Raw genomic sequence first — 22747 nt, forward strand, 5'->3', positions numbered from 1 at the left:
CGTCTGCTGGCTGTGCGAGTGTTTGGGGAATGAGGGACCAGTGAGGAGTGAGAATGCCTGAGTTCGATACGCGGGACCATGTCGAAGAGGCGCTCGATGCGCTGAGCGATGGGCTGAGCCCCGTTGTTGCGGAGCGCTTCCGCGAGCTCGCGCCGGAGGTCAAGGACTGGACCGAGATTCTCGAGCGCAAGGACCGACAAGCCGGCCGCAGCTTCGCCCGGTACAACCCCCGTGACCTCTCGCTGATCCTCCGCGCGTTCACCGAGTCTTTTGGGTCGCTGGGATACCCGTTCGCGGGTCTCCTCGGCCGGCAGGCGCAGAACTGGGCGAGCGAGTTGCGAAACGTCCGTAACAAGTGGGCGCACAACGAGGAATTCTCAATCGCCGAGACCTATCGCGCGCTTGACTCGGCGGAGATGCTTTTGCGCGGACTCCGTGCGGAAACCCAGGCGGATCGACTGCGAGAGCTCAAGGTACCGGTGCTCGCGGCGATGACGGCCGAATCAGGAACGGCGCCACCGGTGCAGGATTCCGGTTCAACGCTCGACTCCCCGCTCGCGGCACCCGACACCTCAGCAACCAGGCGCGATGTCGCACCGACCCCCATGGTCGCGGGCCCCGTCTTCCCAGAACCTGCAGCATCCCTTCCCGACGCCACCGTGGCGATCCGGGTCAGTGCTCTGCCAGATCTGAGCTACGCGCACGCCCGCAACTCCATCGCGATCGTGGACGAGGTCACGATCGACTATCAGGGTGCGGAGATGCGGGGAGCCTCTGTTGAGATCGAGGCAATCTGCAGGCTTGGCTCGCTGGGGGACCCGAAGGTGGTCATCGTAGATCTCGACGGGACCACGCCCACCACGTTGCGCAACGCAGACCTCGCGCTCGATCCGGTGCGCACGCTCGCCGTCGAACATCCGACGGACGGCGTGGTGCGTGTCACCCTGCGCGACGGGGACGGCGGTGTGATCGCGCACCACGACACTCCCGTGACGGTGCTCGCAGCAAATCAGTGGCGCGCGAATCCACCACAGCTCAGCCTCGAACTACTCGCCTCGTTCGTGCAGCCCAACTCTCCTGCGATCGCGGCTCTTCTCGTCGACGCATCCGACCGTCTGCAGCTCAAGACCGGCAATTCGAACCTCGACGGATACCAGCAGGGCTCCCGCGAACGGGTTGATGCGATCGTCGAGGCCGTCTACGAAAGCATGCGGGCTCGCGACATCCGCTACGCCGAGCCGCCCGCCAGTTGGGGGCTCGACGGCCAGAAGGTGCGCACCCCTTCCGAGGTCCTCGAAGGGCGGCTCGGCACCTGCCTCGACACCACGGTGACCCTCGCAGCCGCGCTCGAGGAGGCTGGGATCAACTCGACCCTCTGGCTGATTCCCGGTCACATCTTCCTCGGCTACTGGCGCGATGAGGCCAGCCTCGACGGGCCCGCTCAGCTGGATCCGGCCGAGGCAGTGAACTACGTCGGCATCGGACAAATCGAGGTCGTCGAGACCACGTTCCTCACGGGCGGAACCACGTCGAAGCCGTTCGCCGACGCACGCCGCCACCACCACATCAGCACCCTCGCCGGCGACGTGTCAGCGGTGCACGGGATCACCGACATCATGCAGGCGCGACTCGCGCGCATCTACCCCTTGCCGAGCCGTGCCATCAGCGAGTCAGGTGAGGTAAAGATCTTCGAGTACGCCGTCGCCCAGGCACCAGACGCCCTGCACTACGCGCCGTCCGTCGAGGCGATCGCCGGAGGCGTCGCTCGCGAGGTACCTCCGCGCGTCGCCCTCTGGAAGAACGCGCTACTCGACCTGAGCCTGCGGAACCGACTTATCAACTACGGCGAGAAGTCCGGCTACCCGCTCGCTGTCCCGCAACCGTCTCTCGCCACGTTCGAAGACATGATCAACAACGGCACCACGGTCACTCTGGTGCCGAACGACCGCATCCCCACGGTCGATGGCAGCCGCGGCATCCGGTTCGGGCAGGACCTCCCGGAAACCGCTCGCGCAGGGATGCTGACCGAGCGAAAGCAGGTCTTCGCAGGCGTGACCGAGGCGACCTACACCGCCCGCCTCCGGGCGCTCGCCTACAAAGCCCGAACGATCATCGAAGAGACGGGCGCCAACAACCTCTACCTCGCGTTCGGGATGCTGCGCTGGGTATTTAACGATCGTGAGCTGCGTTCTCCGCTTGTTCTCGTCCCCGTCAGACTTGAGGCATCGGGTGGCGGTAACACCTTCCGCCTCAGCATCGATGAGGCCGGGGAGTCCACGCCGAATTACTGCCTGCTGGAGAAGCTGCGCCTGAGCTTCGGGCTCGACATTCCCGGCCTCGCCAACCCAGCGAAGGATGACTCGGGAATCGATCTGCCCGCGGCATTCACCGCGACGCGACGGGCGCTCGCTTCCGCACGCCTGCCGTTCACCGTCGAAGACACCGTCGACCTCTCGATACTTCAGTTCGCCAAGTACCGACTATGGAAGGACCTGGACGAGAACTGGAAGGAGCTGGCGAGCAACTCTCTGGTCGCGCACCTGATCCAGACGCCGACGGCCGAATACGTCGACCCGTTCGAGGCACCGACCTCCGTCGACCTCGACGCGCTGAACAATGCCGTCCCAGTCCCGGCAGATTCATCGCAGCTCGAAGCAGTTGCCGAGGCGGAAGCCCGACGCACGTTCGTCCTCGAAGGTCCCCCGGGCACGGGAAAATCCCAGACCATCACCAACCTGCTCGCGCACTCGCTCGCCAACGGGAAGCGCGTGCTGTTCGTCGCTGAGAAGCGCGCGGCCCTGGACGTCGTCAAGGACCGATTGGATGCCGTCGGCCTCGGGCCGTTCTCACTTGACTTGCATGACAAGGGCGCGCGCCCTACGGCCGTGCGCGCACAGATCCGCGCAGCGATCGACGCGATCGCGCAGCCTGACGGAGCGGCCCTCAAGGCGTACACAGAGACCGCAGCAACGAGTCGCGGCTCACTGAAGCGGTACGCGCAGCGCCTGCACGAGCCGAACTCGGCCGGCCTGTCCCTCTACTCGGCCCGCGCACAGCTTCTCGCCTCGGCAGAAGACATCGAAGCTCTCGACATCCCGGCGGCGCTGGTCGCGACGGGGACAGAAGAGCAGTTCGGGTACCTTCGCGATCTGCTGCGCACATTGCCCGAGACTGCGGACCTCGCCCATCCATCCCCGTTGCACCCGTGGGGCTTCGTGACGGTGTCCTCGGCGAAGCCCATCGATACGAACGCCCTTCACGCTGCCGCGCGGGAGTTCGATGCAGCCCTCACCGACCTCCTCACTCGCCAGCCGAACCCCGATTTGCTCGCGGTCACATCCACGCCGGGTCGCCTCGATCGCTGGGCGTCGCTGGCGAGGTCGCCACGACACCCCCTCGAGGCGATCGACGCCGTACATGCACGCACGCTGTCCGGTGAAGTGCCGGCCCTCCAGGATCGGCTGAACACCAGCAACGCCGACCGCCCCTGGTTCGTATCGGTCGGTCCAGAAGTGCTGGACGGTGACGTTCACGCCATCCATCGTGCGGGCGTCGCCGCCGACGCCTCTGGCTTCTTCGGACGCCGCAAACGGCAACGCGCGGTTCTCTCGGAATTCGGTACCTCCCTGCGGGTCGAAGCTCGCTCGTTCCCTGCTCGGGATGTGACACCTCTCACCGCCGACGTGGCACGCACAGCCGACGAAATCGGCGGGTTGCGCGCGGCTCTTGCCACCCTTCCCCTCCCGCTTGTGACCTCCAACTGGAACCCGTACCTGCGCGAAGGTGTGGAGCCTGCGAAGGCCACTCTCGCGTGGGGGGTCTGGTTGGGCTCCGAGCTGTCATCGACCGACGGAAACGCCGATCTTCGGCAGGCGCTCCGCGGCTACTACGCAGCAAGCCACCCTGACGCCGACCTCGCCAGCGCCCTCACCAGACTCGCAAACGCGTGGCGTGCACTCGCCGCAGCGAGCGGCGTTGCCCAACCGTCGGGCGATGGAGCAGACGCGTTCGCCAGGTGGGCCGAGCCGGATGGCTTCTTCGCGACGTGGCGGTCTACGGCACCGGCCCGCAATCTCGCGACCACGGAACCGGTCACCCTCGATCGGTGGGTCGCCTTCCGGCAGCACCTCGAGCCGCTCATCCGCCTCGGCATGACCGCCGCCCACGATGCCCTCCTGACCGGCGCGCTTCCCGCGGACCTCGCTTCGCTCTCCCTCGACAAGGGCATCGCCCAAGCGTCGGTCGCTGAGCGGGCGGACTCGCAGGCAATGGCGGCGTTCGACGTACCCGCGCACAACCGCACCATTGGGCGGTTCACCTCGAGTGCGGCCGCGATTCGTGACGCGCTCCCTCGGTGGATCCCCGCGGAGATCATCGCCAAGCGCCGAATCGATCCCGCGTATGAGGGCGGCATGATGGGCGAGCTCAAACGGCAGCTCGCACGCCAGCGCGGCGGGATGACAGTGCGCGCCCTGTTCGAAAACTACGGCGACCTGATCACCCAGATAGCCCCCTGCGTTCTCATGAGTCCCGAGTCGGTGGCCCGCTTCTTCCCTGCGAGGGCGAAGATGTTCGACATCGTGGTGTTCGATGAGGCATCCCAGATTCGTGTGGCGGACGCTGTCGGTGCCATGGGACGCGGCACGTCGGTCGTTGTCGTCGGCGACAGCAAGCAGATGCCGCCGTCGAGCTTCGCCGAGGTGAGTAATGACATCGAGTCGGATGCCTCGGCTGTCGCTGATGTCGTCGCCGACGAGGAATCGATCCTCACCGAGTGCGTGCAGGCCCGGGTTCCGCGCAAATGGCTGTCGTGGCACTACCGAAGCCAGGATGAGGCGCTGATCTCGTTCAGCAACCACGCGTACTACGACAGCCGGCTCTCGTCCTTCCCCGCGCCCTGGTCCGCGGATGCCCCCAACGTGGACGCCGACCACGGAATCTCGCTCGTGCGCGTCGCAGGTCACTTCAACCGCGCCGGCCGAGGTCGCGACCTGCGAACGAACGCCGTCGAAGCCGAAGCCATCGTCCGTGAGGTCGCGCAGCGATTCGCGAACTCGCCCAATGAGACACCCTCGCTCGGGATCATCACCTTCAACGCGCAGCAGCGCACGCTCATCGAGACTCTGCTTCGAGAAGCGCCGGACGAGAGGCTCGCTCACGCCCTGGACGAGCGCGACGGCCTGTTCGTGAAGAACCTCGAGAACGTGCAGGGCGACGAGCGGGACACCATCCTGTTCTCCGTCGCGTTCAGCGCGAACGAGCGCGGAGTCATCCCCCTCAACTTCGGGCCACTCTCGCGCGCAGGCGGCGAGCGACGGCTCAATGTCGCCATCACCCGCGCCCGTCGCCAAGTGATCCTGTTTGCCAGCTTCGACCCTCCCGAGCTGCGCGCGGAAGAGACCGCGTCGATCGGTATCAAGCACCTCAAGGGATACCTTGAGCTCGCCTCATCCGGAGTCGAATCCACCACCGACAGCGCCCATCGCGACCGCTTGGTCGATCGCCACCGGGACGAAATCGCAGACGAACTGCGCTACCGCGGATTCACTGTGCAGACCGACATCGGGCTGTCGGACTTCCGCGTTGACATCTCGATCGCCGACGCTGCCGACCCCGGGCAACCCCTCGTCGCGGTCCTTCTCGACGGCGAGAGCTGGCGAGCACGCCGCACGGTGGCGGACCGCGACGGGCTCCCGGTCGACGTGTTGAAGGGCCTCATGAAGTGGCCGGGTGTTGAGCGAGTGTGGCTCCCCGAATGGCTCCAGGACCGCGAATCGACGCTCGCTCGACTCTCGGCGGCGGTTGTGAAGGCCGGCGCCGTGCTCCGCCTCGAACAGATGAAGGCCGAGGCACGACCTGCGCCCGCCGCGTCGCTGCCAGACGCACGGGCCGTCCCGCACGTGACTGATGCGCCGACGCCGCTTCGTTCCGCACCTCAGAGCGCCGCGGCCGCACCAGTGAGCACGGAGGTGCGGCACCCGCGCCTGCGCCAATACGTCGAGTGGGAACCGAAGCGATTCGGCACGACCGACACGCTCGATCGGCTGCCGCACGACGCCGCGACCGAGAAGGTGCGCTCTGTCCTGCGCGAAATCGTGCAGAAGGAGGGCCCCATTCACAAGATGAGGCTCGCGAGGCTTGCTGCTGAGTCGTTCGGACTGAACCGTGTCGCGGCAGCACGCGCCGACGCGATCCTGCGCTGCCTGCCGCAGGAGTACCTCCGCACGAGTGACCGATCTTGTGCCTGGCCGACCGGAATCGATCCTCTCGAATGGCGGGATGTCCGTCGCAGCCAGCCGGGCGATCGTCGCAACATCGACCACGTTCCCCTTGAAGAGATCGCGAACGCGATGGCCGTCGTCGCCGAACTCGGCGGCGGCATGAACGTCGACGAGCTCAAGCGTGAGTCGCTGGCTCTCTTCGGCGGCAAGCGCCTCACCGAAGGGGTTTCGTCGCGACTCGATGCGGGATTGCAGCGCGGACTCGAGACAGGACGAATCGAACGCGGCGATCGCGGGATGTTCCAAGCCGTCGGCGCTTCATAACCGGGAGCTAGAGCAATGGTCCGGATGATCCCCGCCTACCCGCGCGAGGGGGCGAACGCCTCCGAGCGCAAGGTCTTCACCGCGCTCGAAGGCATCCAGGGACACGACGACTGGGTTGCCATCCACTCGCTCGGCATCGGGCGTCATGCGTCCGCGTTCCAGGGCGAAGCGGACTTCATCGTGCTCGCGCCGGGCCGCGGCATCCTCGTCATCGAGGTGAAGTCGCCGGCCTACGTCGAGTACAAGGGCGGCGACTGGTACCTCGATCGTGTGCCCAGTCCCCACAAGGATCCGCTCAAGCAGCTTGACGGCGCTCGGCGCAGCATCCGTCATCATATTCGCGAGCACGACCTGCTAACCGGAGGCGAGCCGATCGCCCGCCTCGTCTGGTTCACGTCAATCGGGCGCCACCAGTTCGAGAACAAGACACCGGGCGATCTTCAGTTCTTCGAGTGGGAGCTGGGGTGGAGCGACGACCTCAGTCGGGCTGCCTGGCTGATCGAGAAGACGCTCGACGAGTACAACCGCTGGTACTCAAGCGTCGACGAGGTCGCAAACGATCCGGGCGCGTTGACCGCCGACCGTGCCGACATCATCGCGGATGCCCTCATCTCGGACTTCGTGGCGAAGCAGACCCCCGAAGAGCGCGCGCACGAGCGTCGAGAGACAGAGCTGAAGCTGCTCTCATCCCAACAGGTCGTGCTCGAACTCATCGACACGAACGACCACGTCTACTTCGAAGGCCCCGCGGGAACCGGCAAGTCGTACCTCATCACGCAATCGGCCCGCCGTCTCAATCGCGAGGGACGAAAGACCCTCGTGGCATGCTGGAACGTTTTGATGGCCGACGAACTGCAGCGGTTCGTCGGCGGCCTGCCGAACGTCGACGTCGCCGATCTGAACTCGCTGATGCTGCGCCTGGTTGGCATGCCCGCCAACCCGCCGGACGCCTCGCACGAGTGGTACACCCGCGTGCTTCCTGAGCGAGCGATCGCAATCCTGCGAGAGAAGCCGCACCTCGGCGGGTACGAGGCGATCTGCATCGACGAGTTCCAAGACATCGCAGGCAACCTGCTCGTGCTGGAGCTCGTCTTCGCCCTCGCGGGCACGGGCCGCCCAGCGGGCACCAAGCTCGTGTTCGCTGGCGACTCCCGCCAGCAGATCATGCGCCGCGTCGACGAGCAAGTGAACCCGTTCGCGATCGCGAAGAGCCTGATTCCCGACCTCGTGCACGTCCGCGTGCGCCGCAACTGCCGGGCGGTGCCCGGCTTGACTTCAGCGGTCGAGGCCACGCTCCGTCAGGAGCTCGGGTACACGCGCCACCGTGTCGCCAAGAGCGTCCCAGGCGGGCTGAGCACAATCGACATCGTCGACGGCAACGAGACTGGCGCGCTCGCATCCGCGCTTCGCGAGTTGCTGCAGCAGCATGCACCCGAAGACATCGTCGTGCTGAGCCCCTTCGCCGAGAAGCGGTCTCTCGTGGGCCGGTTGCTCGCGCGTCCCGAGAAGACGCAGGACGAACGCTGGTTGCGCAAGCAGCTTCAAGCCGAGGGGATGCCGGGCAAGATCCGGTGGCGCTCGGTCTTCAAGTTCAAGGGTCTGGATGCCGATGCCGTGGTCGTCACTGACCTTGGGGCCGATGCAAGGGAGTTCGTCGGTTCCCAAGGCCTCGAGTGGAACGACCTGCTGTATGTCGCTCTGACACGTGCGAAGTACCGGTGCGTCATGCTGGGGATGGAACCACCGTCAGGCGAGTTTGTCGGTGGGTGAGAGAGTCTCGCGGCGGCGGCGCCGGCGAGAACGCTGAATCGTAGGGAGCATAGGTTTGTCGATACCCAAGTGGCATGAATTCATGGCACCGGTTCTGCGAGTGATGGGTGATGGGGCAATCCGTGATCGCAGTGAGATCACCGAGGCCGCAGCAAGCGAGGTTGGGCTGACTGACGCCGAACGCGAGGTCACCCTGACCACGGGGCAGCCGATGTACGCGAACCGCGTCGGGTGGGCGATCTCACATCTCACCAAGGCTGAGGCGCTCTTGCGGCCCGAGCGCGGCCGCTACATCATCGGTGAGCACGGTCGGGCTCTGCTCGCCAGCTACCCGGGTGTGACGCGGGACGACGTCGAGAAGGTAACCGGCTATCGCCGGTCCCGCAGCGTACCCGGCCCCACAGCAGATGCGACGGACGATGTCGAGTCGCTCAACCCCGCAGAGCTCATCGACCAGGGGATCAAGCAGATCCATGCGGAGGTCGCCTCCGAGCTCCTCGCACGTCTACTGGCGAAGTCGCCGACGTTCTTCGAGCAGACCGTTGTCGATCTGCTTGTGGCGATGGGGTACGGCGGTGCCGAAGGGCAGGCTCGTGTGACGACTGCGTCGAACGACGGCGGCATCGACGGTGTCATCGACCAAGACACCCTGGGGCTCAGCCGCGTCTACGTCCAGGCAAAGCGATATGCCCCCGACAACGCCGTCAACCGGCCAGAAGTGCAGGGCTTCGTCGGCGCACTGAGCGGCAAGGCCGACGGCGGGGTGTTCATCACCACAGGACGATTCAGCCCCGGCGCACGTCAGTATGCAGAGGTCGTACCGACGCGAATCATCTTGATCGACGGAGACAGGCTCACCTCGCTGATGATTCGATACGGCGTCGGAGTGCAGACGAAGCAAACCGTGCAGATCGTCGAGATCGACGAGGACTTCTTCGAATAGCCGTGCCGTCACTCATCGCATGGCTCGACGCGTCGAGCGAAGAACAGCGCCGCATGCGCGACATTATCCGTCTCTTTGCCGAGCGCGAGAGTCGCGACGAGCTCGGCCTCGGCCAGATCCGGGACGCGATCGCCGACTCACTCTTCCCCGGCACCTCGACCCTGCTGACGCGCGCACGATATTTGCTGTTCGTGCCATGGGCGTACCAGAAGGCCGCGCGTCGGCCGAACCCCGCCGCGGAGGCCGACCGTTACGAACGTGACATCATCCACGCGGTGCGGGACTCGGGCGACTACGCCGGACTGCTCGGGATGCAGGCCGGCGAGGCGCTGAAGAACCTTCCGTCAGCGATCTACTGGACGATGCTGCGGCACTACGGCATCCTCACGGACGCCTCGTTGTCGCGCGATGACGCCCTCCGCCTAGACGGCTTGAGCATATCGGGAGACGACTTCGGCGATGCCTCGGGCGCCCGATTCTGCGCGTGGTCGACGACGCTCCCGCAGCCTCCCGACGGCTTTCCGAAGTCGATTGCTGACGGGTTCTCGCTCCAGCAAGACGAAGCTGAGTGGCTGCGTGACCGGATCCTCGACGAGGCCACCGGATCTCTGTTTGCTCATCTGGCCGTTGAGCGCCCGTCTGCAGAGAGTCCGGCACCGTGGGCCGATCCCGCGGCGATCGCCGTCAACGGCGAGGCCCATGAGCTGCTCGTCGACGCCCGCGCGTTCTCAGCGCTGATGCACGGCGCGCAGCTGCTCTACAACCTCCTGCTCGCCGAGGAGTATCAGGATGCCGGGTACGACCGCCTCAGCGATCCGAGCAAGGGATTCCGGGACCGTCTTGCCCGGTGGTCCGACGACCTGCCCGCGATGGTCGACCTGACGAGCTGGAATCTCGATGCCCTGCTCGCCCGCGTCGAACTGACGCGCGGGTCGCCGATCAATCTCAACTCCCGCCGATTCGTCCGCGGCTGGCGCGACCTCCTCGTCGAGCAAGGTGCGGACTCGCTTGTCGACAGCGAGGCTGCCCGCACCTTCATGACCCGCCGCGAGCGGCAGCACAAAGGCGCGCAGGCGCGGCTCGGCAATCGCCCACGCTTGGCATCGTGGGGCGGAAGCTCGGGCGCCGGCGCGCTGGTGTACCGATGGCCGCAGGTACGCGGCATCCTGCTCGACATCCATGACGGTCTCGAACGCACCCCGGAGATGACGGATGCTTGAGCCACAATCTCGTGCGGCCCTCACCGAGCAGCTCAAACCGCCGTCTGGATTCGAGCTCGAGCACGCCGTCGGCACGACGTTCACGCTCGACCTCGCGACTGCGCTGGCCGTGCCACTCTCGTTCGCTTCGCATCGACTGTCAGCCCAAGACGACACGCTCGGCGTTCTCGACGCGATTCGCCGCGCCGCCGACCGCGTCGACGTGTTCGCCCAGGCCGGCGAGATCTCGATGGGCGCCCGCTCGGACCTCGTTGCGTTCCTCGAGCCGATGGTGCACCCGGTCGCGCTCCGCCGTGGCCTGTTCCACCCGAAGGTGTGGTTCCTGGAGTATCGCGCGGGCGAGCGCACCGCCTACCGATTTCTGTGCGCGAGCCGCAATCTCACGGCCGACCGCAGTTGGGATGTCATCGTGCGCCTCGACGGTGAGCCCGCGGCCGACGGACAGAAGCGCGAAGCTGCCGCGGTGAACCGTCCACTTGTCGAGCTGCTGCGCCGATTGCCGTGGCTCGGTGTGCACGAACTCGATCCCAACCGGCGGGCGCGCATCGACGAGCTGGCTGAGCGCTGGCGCAACGTCGTCTGGGAGCAGCCCGATCCGATGCGCAGCATCGCGTTCCACGTCTTCGGCGTACCCGGCGCCAGTGCACCTGACCTACACGGCAAGCGGGCGCTCATCGTGTCGCCGTTCCTGTCAGATGACGGACTGCGGATGCTGCGGTCCGGCGTTCGCACGCAGACGCACGTTCTCTCGCGCGCTGAGAGCCTCGACCGGCTGCTGCCTGGCTCCCTCGATGCCAAGCTCTCGACGTACGTATTGGACGAAGCCGCGACCTACTCCCCGGACGACGCTGACGACCACGGTGGGTTCGTCCCTCCCGGCGACCGACTCGCGGGCCTGCATGCGAAAGCCGTCGTCGTCGATCGTCTGGACGGCGCTCACGTGTTCCTCGGGTCTGCGAACGCAACGGATGCCGGCTGGCAGAGCAACGTCGAGGTGATGGTCGAGTTCGTCGGACCTATCCCGAAGGTCGGGGTGGAGGCGACGCTGGATGCGCTCGGTGAGCTGAAAGAGGAGTACGTCACGACTGGAGGCAGCGAGCCGGATGCCAAGGAAGAGGCGGCGCGCAAGCTCGAAGCCTTTGTGCGCGCTCTCGCGGGCGCGCGCTTCTCAGCCCGCGTGCTCCCTGCGGATCCATACGCGCTACGGGTATGGGCGGACGATTCCGTCACGTCGAGCTTGGCCAGTCGCGCCGGCGAAGTCTCTGTACGGTGGCACCTGCTCACTCGTCCTGACCTGGGCAGCAGCATCGTGAGCGCGGCCGAGTCAGAGGGAGTCCTGCTTCAGGGGATTCCGCTCGCCGACATCACCCCCTTCGTCGTCCTGGTAGCTCGCGACAACGCCGGCAACGAGCGTCGCACGATCGTTCTCGCACGGCTGCTCGACGACATCGAGAGCCGGCACGATGCGATCATCGCGCGCCAGCTCACCGACCGCTCGGCGTTCGTGCGCCTCCTGACGCTGCTCTTGGAGTTGTCCGGTGCGTGGACGCTGGCGGCATCCAGCTCCGGCGCGGCCGGCTTCTTCGGCTCCGCGGATGCCTCCGGCACCGGCACCGGTCTGTTCGAGGCACTCGTCCGCGCCGTGGGTGAGGGCCATCGCGGGCTCGCCGATGCTCGGCGCATCATCGACTACCTGCGCGAGCACGACGAAGACGCCGTACTGCCTGATGGTTTCGACGAGCTGTGGAGTCAGGTCTGGTCAGCGCACCTCGAACTGTCCGGAGGTCACGGGTGAGCGCTGTCGACGTCGACGCCGTCATGGCGGGGCTCAAGGGCTTTCAGCGGGATGCCGTCGATCACGTCATCGAGCGGTTCTACGGCGCGGCGTCCAGTGAAGCATCCGGTCGGTTTCTCGTCGCTGACGAAACGGGACTCGGCAAGAGCATCGTCGCGCGCGGTGTGATCGCGAGGGCGATCGAGCACCTGCAGGACGTTGACCACGTCGACCGCATCGACATCGTCTATGTCTGCAGCAACGTCGACCTCGCGACGCAGAACTTGCGCCGGCTGAACGTCACGGGCGACAAGCACATCGGCATGGCGACCCGGCTCACGCTGCTCGCCAAGGAGAGTCGGCGCCTTTCGGAGAAGACGGCGGACGTCGGCAAGAAGGTCAACCTCGTCTCATTCACGCCGGGCACGTCGTTCAGCGAAGGCGGGTGGCGGCAGGGGTCGGCGCCGGAGCGCGCGATGCTGACCGTGATTCTCGACAAGATCGCGAACCGCACTGACTCGGACCGACGGGTCACGCGTCTGCTGATGCACGGCACGGTGAAGACGGCCAAGAGGTTCGACCAGTGGTACGTCCAGCCGCTGCTGCGCGAACTCGCTGATGAGCCTGACCCGCGGATCGTGACTGCGTTCACTCGCATGATCGAAGCGGACGGCTCCCTTGACCGCTTTATCGCGCTCCGCGACGAGGTTCGACGCAAGCAGTCTGTCCCGGGTGAGCTCTGGCGTCGGAACCACGACCTCATCGCCGAGTTCCGCCAGTCGCTAGCCAAGGCCGGTGTCGACACCCTGGAGCCGGACCTCATCATCCTCGATGAGTTCCAGCGGTTCCGGCACTTGCTCAACCCGGAATCCGGCGACGCCGCCGAACTGGCCCACGCGTTGTTCGAGCATCCTGATGCGAAGGTTCTCCTGCTCTCAGCAACGCCGTACAAGCCGTTCACCAACAGCGACGACGCCGAGGATGACCACTATCAGGACTTCCTCGCGACAGTGCGCTTCCTCGCGGGCGGCGCGCCCGGTGCCGAACGAGAGGTCGCCGCGGCGCTGGCGGCATACCGTCAGTCACTCGTAGTTGGCGGTGACGCGGCAGCCTCGGCTCGCCGTGTCAGCGATGCACTGACGCCGCTGATGACGAGGTCAGAGCGACCACCCATCGGTGAGCGCGAAGACCTCGTCGCCGTGCGGCACCTGGCGACCGGATCCCCAACATCAGCCGACCTCCGTGAGTGGGCATCATTGCGTGCGCTTGGGTGCATCGTCGATTCGCCGATCGACCTCGAGTATTGGAAGTCGATTCCCTACTTCGCTAGCTTCATGGATGGGTACAAGGCGGCAGATCGCGTCAAAGCCGCATTGGAGGGACCCGACGCGGAGAACGTCGGCTCCGTTCTTGCGACGACTCGGTCGCTCGAAACAGACGCGGTCGCCGCATTTGAGCCCGTCGACCTCGGCAACGGACACTTGCGTGCCCTGGCTGACGAGACGCTTGAGCGCGGATGGTGGAAACTGCTGTGGGTCCCGCCGACGATGCCCTATCTGCAACCGGGACCGATTTACACACCGTTGTCGGACGGATCGGTTACAAAGCACGTGGTGTTCTCGGCCTGGACCGGAGTGCCCACCGCGATCGCATCGTTGCTCAGTTACGAGGCCGACCGCCTCGCGGCGGGTGATCGAGCCCTCCTCCGCGAGAACACACCCGATGCCCGAAAGGCGGTGGGCGCACGCCTGCAGTACCGGCTGGCGGAAGGCCGGCCGGCCGCAATGTCGACACTCGCACTGTTCTGGCCCCACCCGGGTCTGGCCGAGCTCGGTGATCCCCTGCGAGCCGCACGAACCGCCGGCGCGACCGTGGTGGCAGATACTTTGCTCGCTACCGTCGACGCGAAGCTCACCACAGGTTCGGAGACGGACCAGGTTGCGGACGCCGTGTTCGCATATCCCGGGATGCTGCCGGCAGAACTCGAATCGGCGACAGCAGAGCGGCTAGTCGAGTCTCGCGCCGAGGAGGGCCGCATCGGCGGCCTCCTGGAGCACGTCCGGCTGGCGCTGGAACCGTCGTCGAACGGTGTCCTCTCACACCCCGACCTCGCACGCATGGCCGTCCACTCGCCCGGGAACATTGCGTGGCGCGCACTGCGCACCGTTGCCGGGCCCAGCGTCACCCCCGACGGACTCTGGGCTGCCGCTTTCGAACTCGTGCGAGGCATCCGTACGCTCTTCAACCGCACCGAATCGATCGCGCTGCTTGTCACGCTGTACGGCGATGAGCAACCGTTTTGGCGAAGCGTGCTCGACTACTGCGCCGACGGCAACCTGCAGGCCGTCATGGACGAATACATGTACCAGTTACTCAGCGAAACCGGCGGCGGCGACCTCGACGATGCCGGGCTCGCGGCTCTCGCTCGCCGCACGGTCGAGTCGATGGAGCTTCGCCCCGCCCGGTACGTCGCTCGCGACAACACGACGGCACGTGACGAGATTCCCATGATGGCGCGCTTCGCACTGCGGTACGGCGGCAAGTACGCCACCGAGTCGGATGACACGTCGGGGGTGCGCCAGGCCGAGGTGCGGGCCGCGTTCAACAGCCCGTTCGCACCCTTCGTGCTTGCGTCGACCAGCGTTGGTCAGGAAGGGATCGACTTTCACTGGTGGAGCCATTCCGTTGTGCACTGGAACCTCCCCTCGAATCCGGTGGACTTCGAGCAGCGCGAAGGCCGCGTCAACCGCTTCGCGGGTCACGCCGTCCGCAAGAATGTCGCTGGGTCGCACTGGCCCGATGTGCTGGCATCCGACGACGTGCGCGCGTGGCAGGTCGCCTTCGATGCGGCGGCGGACGTCGAGAATGAGCTCGGCGAGTTTTCCCCTTGGTGGCTCTACCCGGGTTCGGCACGCATTCACCGCGTGATCGCGCAGTATCCACTCAGCCGCGACATCGCCAAGTACGAGCGACTGCGCAGCGCCTTAACGCTCTACCGGTTGACGCTGGGCCAGCCTCGCCAGGAGGACATGGTCGACATGCTCGCAAAGCGCGGCGTAGACGGTGAGTCGGTGCCGACGATCGACCTCAGACCGCCTCGCCGGCAGTCGTAAATCGGTATCTGGCTTCGCCGCACGACGCGCTAGTCTGGCGGCGACGATGTCCCGTTTTCTGGGGAGGACGACGACGTTGATCGGACGATCGAAGCGGATCCGCGTGCCCGGAGTACCTGCGGATTTTCGCGTGCCGCCAGGCTGGCCGAGCCCGACCGACAAGTGGATTCGGGACAACGCGCTGTGGCAGCCTCCGGAGGGCTGGACTCCCGTACCGAGCGTGGCCGCGGCGCCGTCAGAGTGGCGGTATTGGGTACCGAACAAGCTGTGGGTGCAGACGACCGGGGCGTACTACGCCTCGATCGCGATCTGGGCCCGTCTCTCAAACTGGTGTGCGGCACTGTGGCTCGTGGCATTCGTCGGCGCCGCGTTCTTAGGATTCTCGCCGATGCTCCGGATCGTTGCGTGGTCCGCTGCGGCGGCGTCGCTGGGATTTCTCATCGTTCACGAGTCGCTCAAGGCCCGGATGTCGAAGACGCTGCTCGCAGAGTTCGCGGTCGTGGCGCAACACGGCCGGCAGCAGCGACTCACACGCGAGTACCAGCGCTATCTGACGGCGATGACATGACCCTGGATGAAGCGCGGGCCCACCTCGGTGTCACGACTGCGGCATCCGTCGAGGAGATTCGCGACGCATTCCGGCGTCGAGCGCGGGCGCTGCATCCCGATCTCCATCCGGACGCCGATGACGCAGATCGAGCGCGGCTTGGCCGAGAGTTCCACAACGCGCGCGAGGCCCGCGACATCCTTGTCCGCTACGTCAGTGACCCGCTGCGGAAGGAACCGCCGCGGCCCGGTGAACAGAAGCCGACGCGCTCGTCGGCGGGCCCGCGCATGGCCCCACCGACAGCCTCGGGGTCGCCACAAGCGACTCCGCCCCCACCTCGTGTCACGATGCGATTTGACGAGTTTGTGGCATGGACGGACGCGGCCGGGTTCGGGCCCGGTGTTCGATCGCCCCGCTATGTCGACTGGACCCGGGTCATCGTCTGGTCCACACTCGGCTTCGTCGTCGTCGCTCTTGTTGGTGGAACGATCATCGCGGCCAACTCCATCTGATCGATCTGAGGATTTCGGGCCGAGACAGAGAGAGGATGACCGCTGGGTCCCACTCGACTAGCGCGGTGGCGGTGGCGCGGCGGCCCCGCCGGATTCGTCGAGACGGCGCGCGACCAAGATGAGCCTTGCTCCGACATTCAGCCGATTCAGCGATCGGGCGCGGCGCAGTGCTCGTCGTCGAACGGCTGCTAAGCGACGCGCGCCAGCGCGGAGTCTGCAAGGAGTGAGCGGCGAGAACGGAGCCGCGGTCGATCGCTACACTGCCGGCGTCGGAGGGAGGCGCCCTCCACCTCAACGCCAGTTGACGACGTCCTCCGCCATCTATCCACATCTCTCACCGGCCGCATTGACGGCATCCGATCAGTGTCCGACACTGGCCCGAGAGTGACCCTGAACCCGGCATGCATCGGAGGTCGAGATGGGCAGCATCACCCCATACGAATCGGCGAAGGGCCGCCGCTACCGCGTGCGTTATCGCAAGCCCGATCGCACCGAGGCGGAAAAGCGGGGCTTCACGACGATGCGTGAGGCGAAGCTCTACCTCTCCATGGTCACGGTGGCGAAGTCGAAGGGGGAGTACATCGACCCGTCCTCGTCGCGGGTCCCCGTCCGGATGTTCGCGGACAGCTGGCTGCGATCCAAGCAGCCGCCGATGTCGAAGCCCTCGTACTACATGACGCTCGAACGGGCGTGGAAGAACCATGTCGCGCCGGTCTGGGCCGACAGAGAGATCTCGTCGATCCGTCGCTCCGAAGTCCAGGACTGGGTCTCCGACCTCGCGACGCAGAAGTCACGCACCGTCGTGATTCGCGCCCTGGGAGTGCTCGCCGGCATCCTCGACGTCGCGATCGACGATCGCCGCCTCGCGAGCAATCCGGCTCGGCACGTGCGCAGCCTTCCTCGCCGCGGGCCAGGCAAGCGTCGCGTCTACCTCACGCACGATCAGGTTGCGACGCTGGCGGCGTGCTCGGCGTATCCGACGCTCGTCCTGACGCTGGCGTATACAGGTCTCCGCTGGGGCGAGGCGACAGGGCTGCGGGTGCGTAGCGTGAACAAGCTGCGCCGGCGATTCGTCATCGAAGAGAACGCGGTGATGATCGCGTACGAGATCCACGTCGGCACACCCAAAACGCACGAGAAGCGCTCGGTGCCGTACCCGGAGCGTCTCGCGCCGATGATCGAGCAGGCGTGCGCCGGCAAGGGGCCCGAGGGACTGCTGTTCGGCGATGGCGTCAACCACATGCGCAACTCCGGCAGCAAAGGATGGTTCGCGAACGCGGTCCGCCGCGCGCAGGAGTTCGATCCATCGATCCCTCGACTCACGCCTCACGACCTCCGCCACACCGCCGCGTCACTCGCGATCAGTTCAGGCGCGAATGTGAAGGCCGTGCAGCGGATGCTCGGCCACGCGTCGGCGGCGATGACGCTGGACACCTACGCCGATCTCTTCGACGACGATCTGGATGCCGTCGCGACCCGACTGAACGACCAGATGCCGCTGGTGGCGCTGCCCTCGGGTCCGCAGACCCGCTACGCCCGACCCCAGTGACCCCAGAGAGCAGATTGCTCAGTCTTTCGACGAGGCAGATTTCGCCCGAAACGCTCGATTTTGGCGCTCTCAGACGTGGCTCGCAGGCAATTGAGGACGGCTATTTTCGGTATGCCGAAATTTCAGAATGCGGGCAAAAAGCGGGCAAGAACGCATTCTGAGTGGTCTGACCACAGAAGAAATACCTGGTCAGAGACAAAAAAAGACTGTGCCCCTGGAGGGACTCGAACCCCCAACCGTTTCCTTAGGACGGAACTGCTCTTCCATTGAGCTACAGAGGCTGGCCGTCACAGTCTACGGCGACCCGCGTCGCTGACCCGACATCGTCTGCATGTACCCTCACTTCGTGATCCGCCGCCGACCGACCCGTCTGGCGGGCGCTGTCGTCGCGGTCCTGTTCTGCGCGGGCCTCGTGGCCTGCGCCGCCGAAACCCCGCCACCCATCGACCTCCCGCCTGCCGGCGCCGCCCCGGACTACCAGCTCGGCGCCGCGTACGACGTACCCGCAGGCGTCGGCATCGTGGTGCGGGATCGCACGGCGGCGCCTGCGCCGGACGCGTACTCGATCTGTTACGTCAACGGCTTCCAGACCCAGCCCGGACAGCTGGACGCGTGGCCGCCGAACGCGCTCCTGCACGATGCCCACGGCGATCTGGTCTTCGATCCGGACTGGCCGGACGAGGCGCTGCTCGACACGTCGTCAGCGGCGAAGCGCGAACAGATCGCGGGCATCGTCGCCGGGTGGATCAGAGGCTGCGCCGACTCGGGCTTCGATGCCGTCGAGTTCGACAACCTCGACACGTACGAGCGCAGCGACGGCGCTCTGACGCTCGACGACAATCTCGCGCTGGCGGAGCTCCTCGTCGACGCGGCTCACGATGCCGGACTCGCCGCGGGTCAGAAGAACGCCGCCGAAGATGCCGCAATGCTCAAGAAGTCCGCGGGATTCGACTTCGCGCTGGCCGAGGAGTGTGCCGTATACGACGAATGCGGCCTGTACGCCGATGCCTACGGCGACCATGTGATCGGCGTCGAGTACTCCGACACGGGCGTCGACTTCGCCGCCGCGTGCGCCGATCCTTCGGCTCCTGGGGCCTTGGTACTCCGCGACCGGGAACTCGTCGGCCCCGATGACAACGCCTACGTGTTCGCCGTGTGCGACGGCCCGGAGGTGCCCGAACAGTGAAGGCCCCGGCATCCAATCCAGAAGATCGGATGCCGGGGCCCGAGGTGCGGGCGTCAGCCCTGAGTGGCGAGGGCGAAGCGCACGGCGCCGTCGTCAGAGAGTTCGGCGTCGAGCACGCGGTCCTCCAACGCGATCGCGGCGGTCTCATCGAGGAAGACACGGGCGCCGTCGGTGACGACGATCGTGTCGGCCGGCTGAGGGTCGGGAGCGACGCTCAGCTCGAATCCGCCGGTGCCTCCCGTGTCGCGGATGCGGACTCCTCCGTCCTGGACGGCGGGCACCCGCGAGACGATCTCCTTGACGGCCTCGGCGGCGGTCTGGGTCAGCGTGAGCATGCTTTTCCTTTCCGTTTCGGCTGTGGACGGGCCACGATTCCGAGATCGCCGCCCATCCGCAACCCGTACGCGCCGATCCGGCCCCATTCGGAGGAAGCTCCCACGTTTTCGGTGGACGGCCCGCGCGGCCACGTGCTGATCCTTATCGGATTCGAAAGTTCGACGCTTTCTCACACCGTGTCGGGCGACTTACGTGGCGTACCGGCGCGACGGTCTGCCATCGTGGCACGCATGACCCGCATTGGCATCGTCGCCGAAGCGCCCGGAGAGAACCGGGTGGCAGCGACCCCCACCACCGTTCCCAAGCTCATCGCCCTGGGCTACGACGTCGTCGTCGAAGCCGGGGCGGGGGCGGCGTCGTCGTTCCCGGATGCCGCCTACGCCGCATCCGGAGCGACGGTGGTCGACGCGGCCGAGGCCTGGGCGTCACCGGTGGTGCTGAAGGTGGACGCGCCGACACCGGACGAGATCGATCGGCTGGCCGACGGAGCCACCCTCGTCGCCCTGCTGAGCCCGGCGCTGCGGCCCGACCTCGTCGCATCACTCGCGACGCGCGGCATCACCGCCATCGCCCTGGATGCGGTGCCGCGGATCTCGCGCGCACAGTCGATGGACGTGCTGAGCTCCATGGCGAACATCGCCGGCTACCGCGCGGTCGTCGAGGCGGCCCACGAGTTCGGACGCTTCTTCACCGGACAGGTGACGGCGGCGGGCAAGGTGCCGCCCGCGAAGGTGCTGGTGGCGGGCGCGGGCGTCGCCGGACTCGCGGCCATCGGTGCGGCATCCAGTCTCGGCGCCATTGTGCGTGCGACCGATCCCCGCCCCGAGGTGGCCGACCAGGTCGCTTCCATCGGAGGTCAGTACCTCGAGGTCGTCGTGCCCGACGAGGCGAAGCAGGTGTCGGCCGACGGCTATGCGAAGGCCACGAGCGAGGCATATGACCGGCGTGCCGCCGAGATCTACTCCGAGCAGGCCGCCGACGTCGACATCATCATCACGACGGCGCTCATCCCCGGGCGTCCGGCGCCCCGGCTTCTCACCGCCGCCGACGTCGCCAGCATGAAGCCGGGCAGCGTCATCGTCGACATGGCGGCCTCCCAAGGCGGCAACGTCGAAGGCTCGGTGGCGGGGGAGCGGGTCGTGACGCCCGGCGGAGTCACGATCCTCGGCTACTCCGACCTCGCCGGACGCCTGCCGCAGCAGGCCTCGCAGCTGTTCGCCACCAACCTCGTCAACCTGCTGAAGCTCCTCACGCCGGGCAAAGACGGGGTGCTCCACCTGGACTTCGACGACGTCGTGCAGCGCACCGTCACCGTCGTCCGTGACGGTGCGGTGACGTGGCCGCCGCCGCCCGTCCAGGTGTCGGCTGCCTCGCCGGCGTCCACGCCGGCCTCGACACCGGCGACCGCCGGTCCGGCCCGCTCGGCCATGTCGCCCGGCGCCCGCACCGGCCTCGTCGCGGCGGGGATCGTCGCCCTCTTCGCGGTGTGCGCGTTCGCACCGCCCCCGCTGCCGCAGCACTTCCTGGTGCTGACACTCGCGGTCGTCGTCGGGTTCTACGTGATCGGAAACGTCGCGCACGCCCTGCACACGCCGCTCATGAGCGTCACCAACGCCATCTCGGGCATCATCGTCGTCGGCGCCATGGTGCAGATCACCCTGCCCGACCTGACGGTCCAGATCCTCGCCGCGGTCGCGGTGCTGCTGGCCAGCATCAACATCTTCGGCGGCTTCGCCGTGACGCGCCGCATGCTCGCCATGTTCCAGAAGGGCGACGCCCGATGATCGCCGTCGCAGGTGCCGTCGCCGGCGCGGCCTATGTCGTCGCCGCGCTCCTGTTCGTCCTGAGCCTCGCGGGGCTCAGCAAGCACGAGACCAGTCGCCGGGGTGTGACCTTCGGGATCGTGGGCATGATCGTCGCACTCGTGGCGACGGTGTGGCTGACCGCTGCGGGAGCGTGGGGGACGCCGCAGGGAACGACCGGTCTCGTGCTGCTCGTGATCGCCGTCGTGGTGGGCGGTGCGATCGGACTGTGGCGTGCGCGGGTCGTCCAGATGACCGGGATGCCGGAGCTCATCGCCCTGCTGCACTCGTTCGTCGGCCTCGCCGCGGTGCTCGTCGGCTGGAACGGGGCGCTGTTCGATGTCGGACTCGAAGGGGCCCTCGCCGACATCCATCACGCGGAGGTGTTCATCGGCGTCTTCATCGGCGGCGTGACCTTCACGGGGTCGATCGTGGCGTTCCTCAAGCTGTCGGCGCGCATCTCGTCCAGGCCGCTCATGCTGCCGGGCAAGAACGTGCTCAACGTCGGCGCCCTCGTCCTCTTCGTCGTGCTGACGGTCTGGTACGTCCTCACGCCCGAGCTGTGGCTGCTGGTGCTCGTGACGCTGCTGGCGCTCGCGCTCGGCTGGCACCTCGTCGCGTCGATCGGCGGCGGCGACATGCCGGTCGTGGTCTCGATGCTCAACAGCTATTCGGGGTGGGCCGCGGCCGCGGCGGGATTCCTGCTGAACAACGATCTGCTGATCGTCACGGGCGCCCTCGTGGGCTCGTCGGGCGCGTACCTCAGCTACATCATGTGCAAGGCGATGAACCGGTCGTTCCTGTCGGTCATTGCGGGCGGGTTCGGCATCGAGGCGCCGAAGGGCGGCGACGAGGAGCACGGCGAGCACCGCGAGATCGACGCCGCCGGCGCCGCCGAGATGCTCGCGGGCGCGGGCACCGTCGTCGTCACGCCCGGCTACGGCATGGCGGTGGCGCAGGCGCAGCACGGGGTCGCCGACCTCGTGCAGAAGCTGCGCGAGCGCGGCGTCGACGTGCGGTTCGGCATCCACCCCGTCGCCGGCCGCCTCCCGGGTCACATGAACGTGCTGCTCGCGGAGGCCAAGGTGCCGTACGACATCGTGCTCGAGATGGACGAGATCAACGACGACCTCGCGCGCACAGATGTCGTCCTGGTGATCGGCGCGAACGACACGGTCAACCCCGCCGCCGCCGAGGACCCGTCGAGCCCCATCGCCGGGATGCCGGTCCTGCGCGTGTGGGAGGCGGCGAATGTGATCGTCTTCAAACGGTCGATGGCATCCGGATATGCCGGTGTCGCCAATCCGCTCTTCTACCGCGAGAACACGCAGATGCTCTTCGGAGACGCGAAAGACAAGGTGGACGAGATTCTCATGCAGCTCTCACGTATCGCCGTCTGAGTTCTGATATACGGCGAAAGGCCCCCACTCGCGAAAGGATCGCGAATGGG

Annotated in this window: 13 protein-coding genes and 1 tRNA gene; 12 read left to right on the forward strand and 2 right to left on the reverse strand. The window is 66.7% G+C overall.

Annotated elements, in window-relative coordinates:
* The first annotated feature begins 53 nt into the window (after window positions 1–53).
* The 9 genes from ACTHNQ_RS20500 (at window position 54) to ACTHNQ_RS20540 (ending at window position 17973) form a co-directional block, all read left to right on the forward strand.
* On the forward strand, window positions 54–6545 hold the full coding sequence (locus ACTHNQ_RS20500) for a DUF3320 domain-containing protein (RefSeq protein WP_440335768.1): 6492 nt from the start codon (window positions 54–56) through the stop codon (window positions 6543–6545).
* Between the two features lie 24 nt (window positions 6546–6569).
* A complete protein-coding gene (locus ACTHNQ_RS20505) occupies window positions 6570–8315 on the forward strand; it encodes an NERD domain-containing protein (RefSeq protein WP_440335769.1) in 1746 nt (581 codons plus the stop codon).
* 82 nt (window positions 8316–8397) lie between these two features.
* The gene (locus ACTHNQ_RS20510; protein WP_387145403.1) at window positions 8398–9258 is read left to right on the forward strand and encodes a restriction endonuclease; all 861 of its coding nucleotides are present in this window, start codon (window positions 8398–8400) and stop codon (window positions 9256–9258) included.
* A gap of 2 nt (window positions 9259–9260) precedes the next feature.
* Window positions 9261–10478: a DUF6361 family protein gene (locus tag ACTHNQ_RS20515; RefSeq protein ID WP_387145406.1), complete on the forward strand. Its 1218-nt coding sequence runs from the start codon at window positions 9261–9263 to the stop codon at window positions 10476–10478.
* The gene (locus ACTHNQ_RS20520) at window positions 10471–12273 is read left to right on the forward strand and encodes a phospholipase D family protein (RefSeq protein ID WP_440335770.1); all 1803 of its coding nucleotides are present in this window, start codon (window positions 10471–10473) and stop codon (window positions 12271–12273) included. The genes ACTHNQ_RS20515 and ACTHNQ_RS20520 overlap by 8 nt, the downstream gene beginning before the upstream one ends.
* Window positions 12270–15365, forward strand: a complete 3096-nt coding sequence (locus ACTHNQ_RS20525) for a helicase-related protein (protein ID WP_440335771.1) — start codon at window positions 12270–12272, stop codon at window positions 15363–15365. Before ACTHNQ_RS20520 ends, ACTHNQ_RS20525 begins: the two co-directional genes overlap by 4 nt.
* A 46-nt stretch (window positions 15366–15411) precedes the next feature.
* A complete protein-coding gene (locus tag ACTHNQ_RS20530) occupies window positions 15412–15933 on the forward strand; it encodes a hypothetical protein (RefSeq protein ID WP_440335772.1) in 522 nt (173 codons plus the stop codon).
* The gene (locus ACTHNQ_RS20535; RefSeq protein WP_440335773.1) at window positions 15930–16424 is read left to right on the forward strand and encodes a DnaJ domain-containing protein; all 495 of its coding nucleotides are present in this window, start codon (window positions 15930–15932) and stop codon (window positions 16422–16424) included. Before ACTHNQ_RS20530 ends, ACTHNQ_RS20535 begins: the two co-directional genes overlap by 4 nt.
* Window positions 16425–16842: 418 nt before the next feature.
* A complete protein-coding gene (locus ACTHNQ_RS20540) occupies window positions 16843–17973 on the forward strand; it encodes a tyrosine-type recombinase/integrase (RefSeq protein WP_440335774.1) in 1131 nt (376 codons plus the stop codon).
* Between the two features lie 209 nt (window positions 17974–18182).
* On the opposite strand, the gene ACTHNQ_RS20545 is transcribed toward ACTHNQ_RS20540, so the two are convergent.
* A tRNA-Arg gene (locus tag ACTHNQ_RS20545) sits at window positions 18183–18254 on the reverse strand.
* A gap of 65 nt (window positions 18255–18319) precedes the next feature.
* Here ACTHNQ_RS20545 and ACTHNQ_RS20550 point away from each other — a divergent pair.
* Window positions 18320–19159, forward strand: coding sequence for an endo alpha-1,4 polygalactosaminidase (locus ACTHNQ_RS20550; RefSeq protein ID WP_440335775.1), 840 nt, complete (start codon window positions 18320–18322; stop codon window positions 19157–19159).
* Between the two features lie 53 nt (window positions 19160–19212).
* Here ACTHNQ_RS20550 and ACTHNQ_RS20555 read toward each other — a convergent pair whose 3' ends face one another.
* Window positions 19213–19494 carry a Fe-S cluster assembly protein HesB gene (locus ACTHNQ_RS20555; RefSeq protein WP_141893904.1) on the reverse strand — a complete coding sequence of 94 codons (282 nt, stop codon included), beginning with the start codon at window positions 19492–19494 and terminating at the stop codon, window positions 19213–19215.
* A 231-nt stretch (window positions 19495–19725) separates the two neighbouring features.
* Here ACTHNQ_RS20555 and ACTHNQ_RS20560 point away from each other — a divergent pair, with 231 nt between their 5' ends.
* Together ACTHNQ_RS20560 and pntB are read left to right on the forward strand one after the other, a co-directional pair.
* Window positions 19726–21279 carry a Re/Si-specific NAD(P)(+) transhydrogenase subunit alpha gene (locus ACTHNQ_RS20560; RefSeq protein WP_440335776.1) on the forward strand — a complete coding sequence of 518 codons (1554 nt, stop codon included), beginning with the start codon at window positions 19726–19728 and terminating at the stop codon, window positions 21277–21279.
* Entirely contained in the window at window positions 21276–22697 is a 1422-nt protein-coding gene (pntB, locus tag ACTHNQ_RS20565; protein ID WP_440335777.1) for a Re/Si-specific NAD(P)(+) transhydrogenase subunit beta, read from the forward strand. The genes ACTHNQ_RS20560 and pntB overlap by 4 nt, the downstream gene beginning before the upstream one ends.
* The last annotated feature ends 50 nt before the right edge of the window (window positions 22698–22747 follow it).

Source organism: Microbacterium sp., assembly GCF_051953575.1.
Taxonomy (GTDB): domain Bacteria; phylum Actinomycetota; class Actinomycetes; order Actinomycetales; family Microbacteriaceae; genus Microbacterium.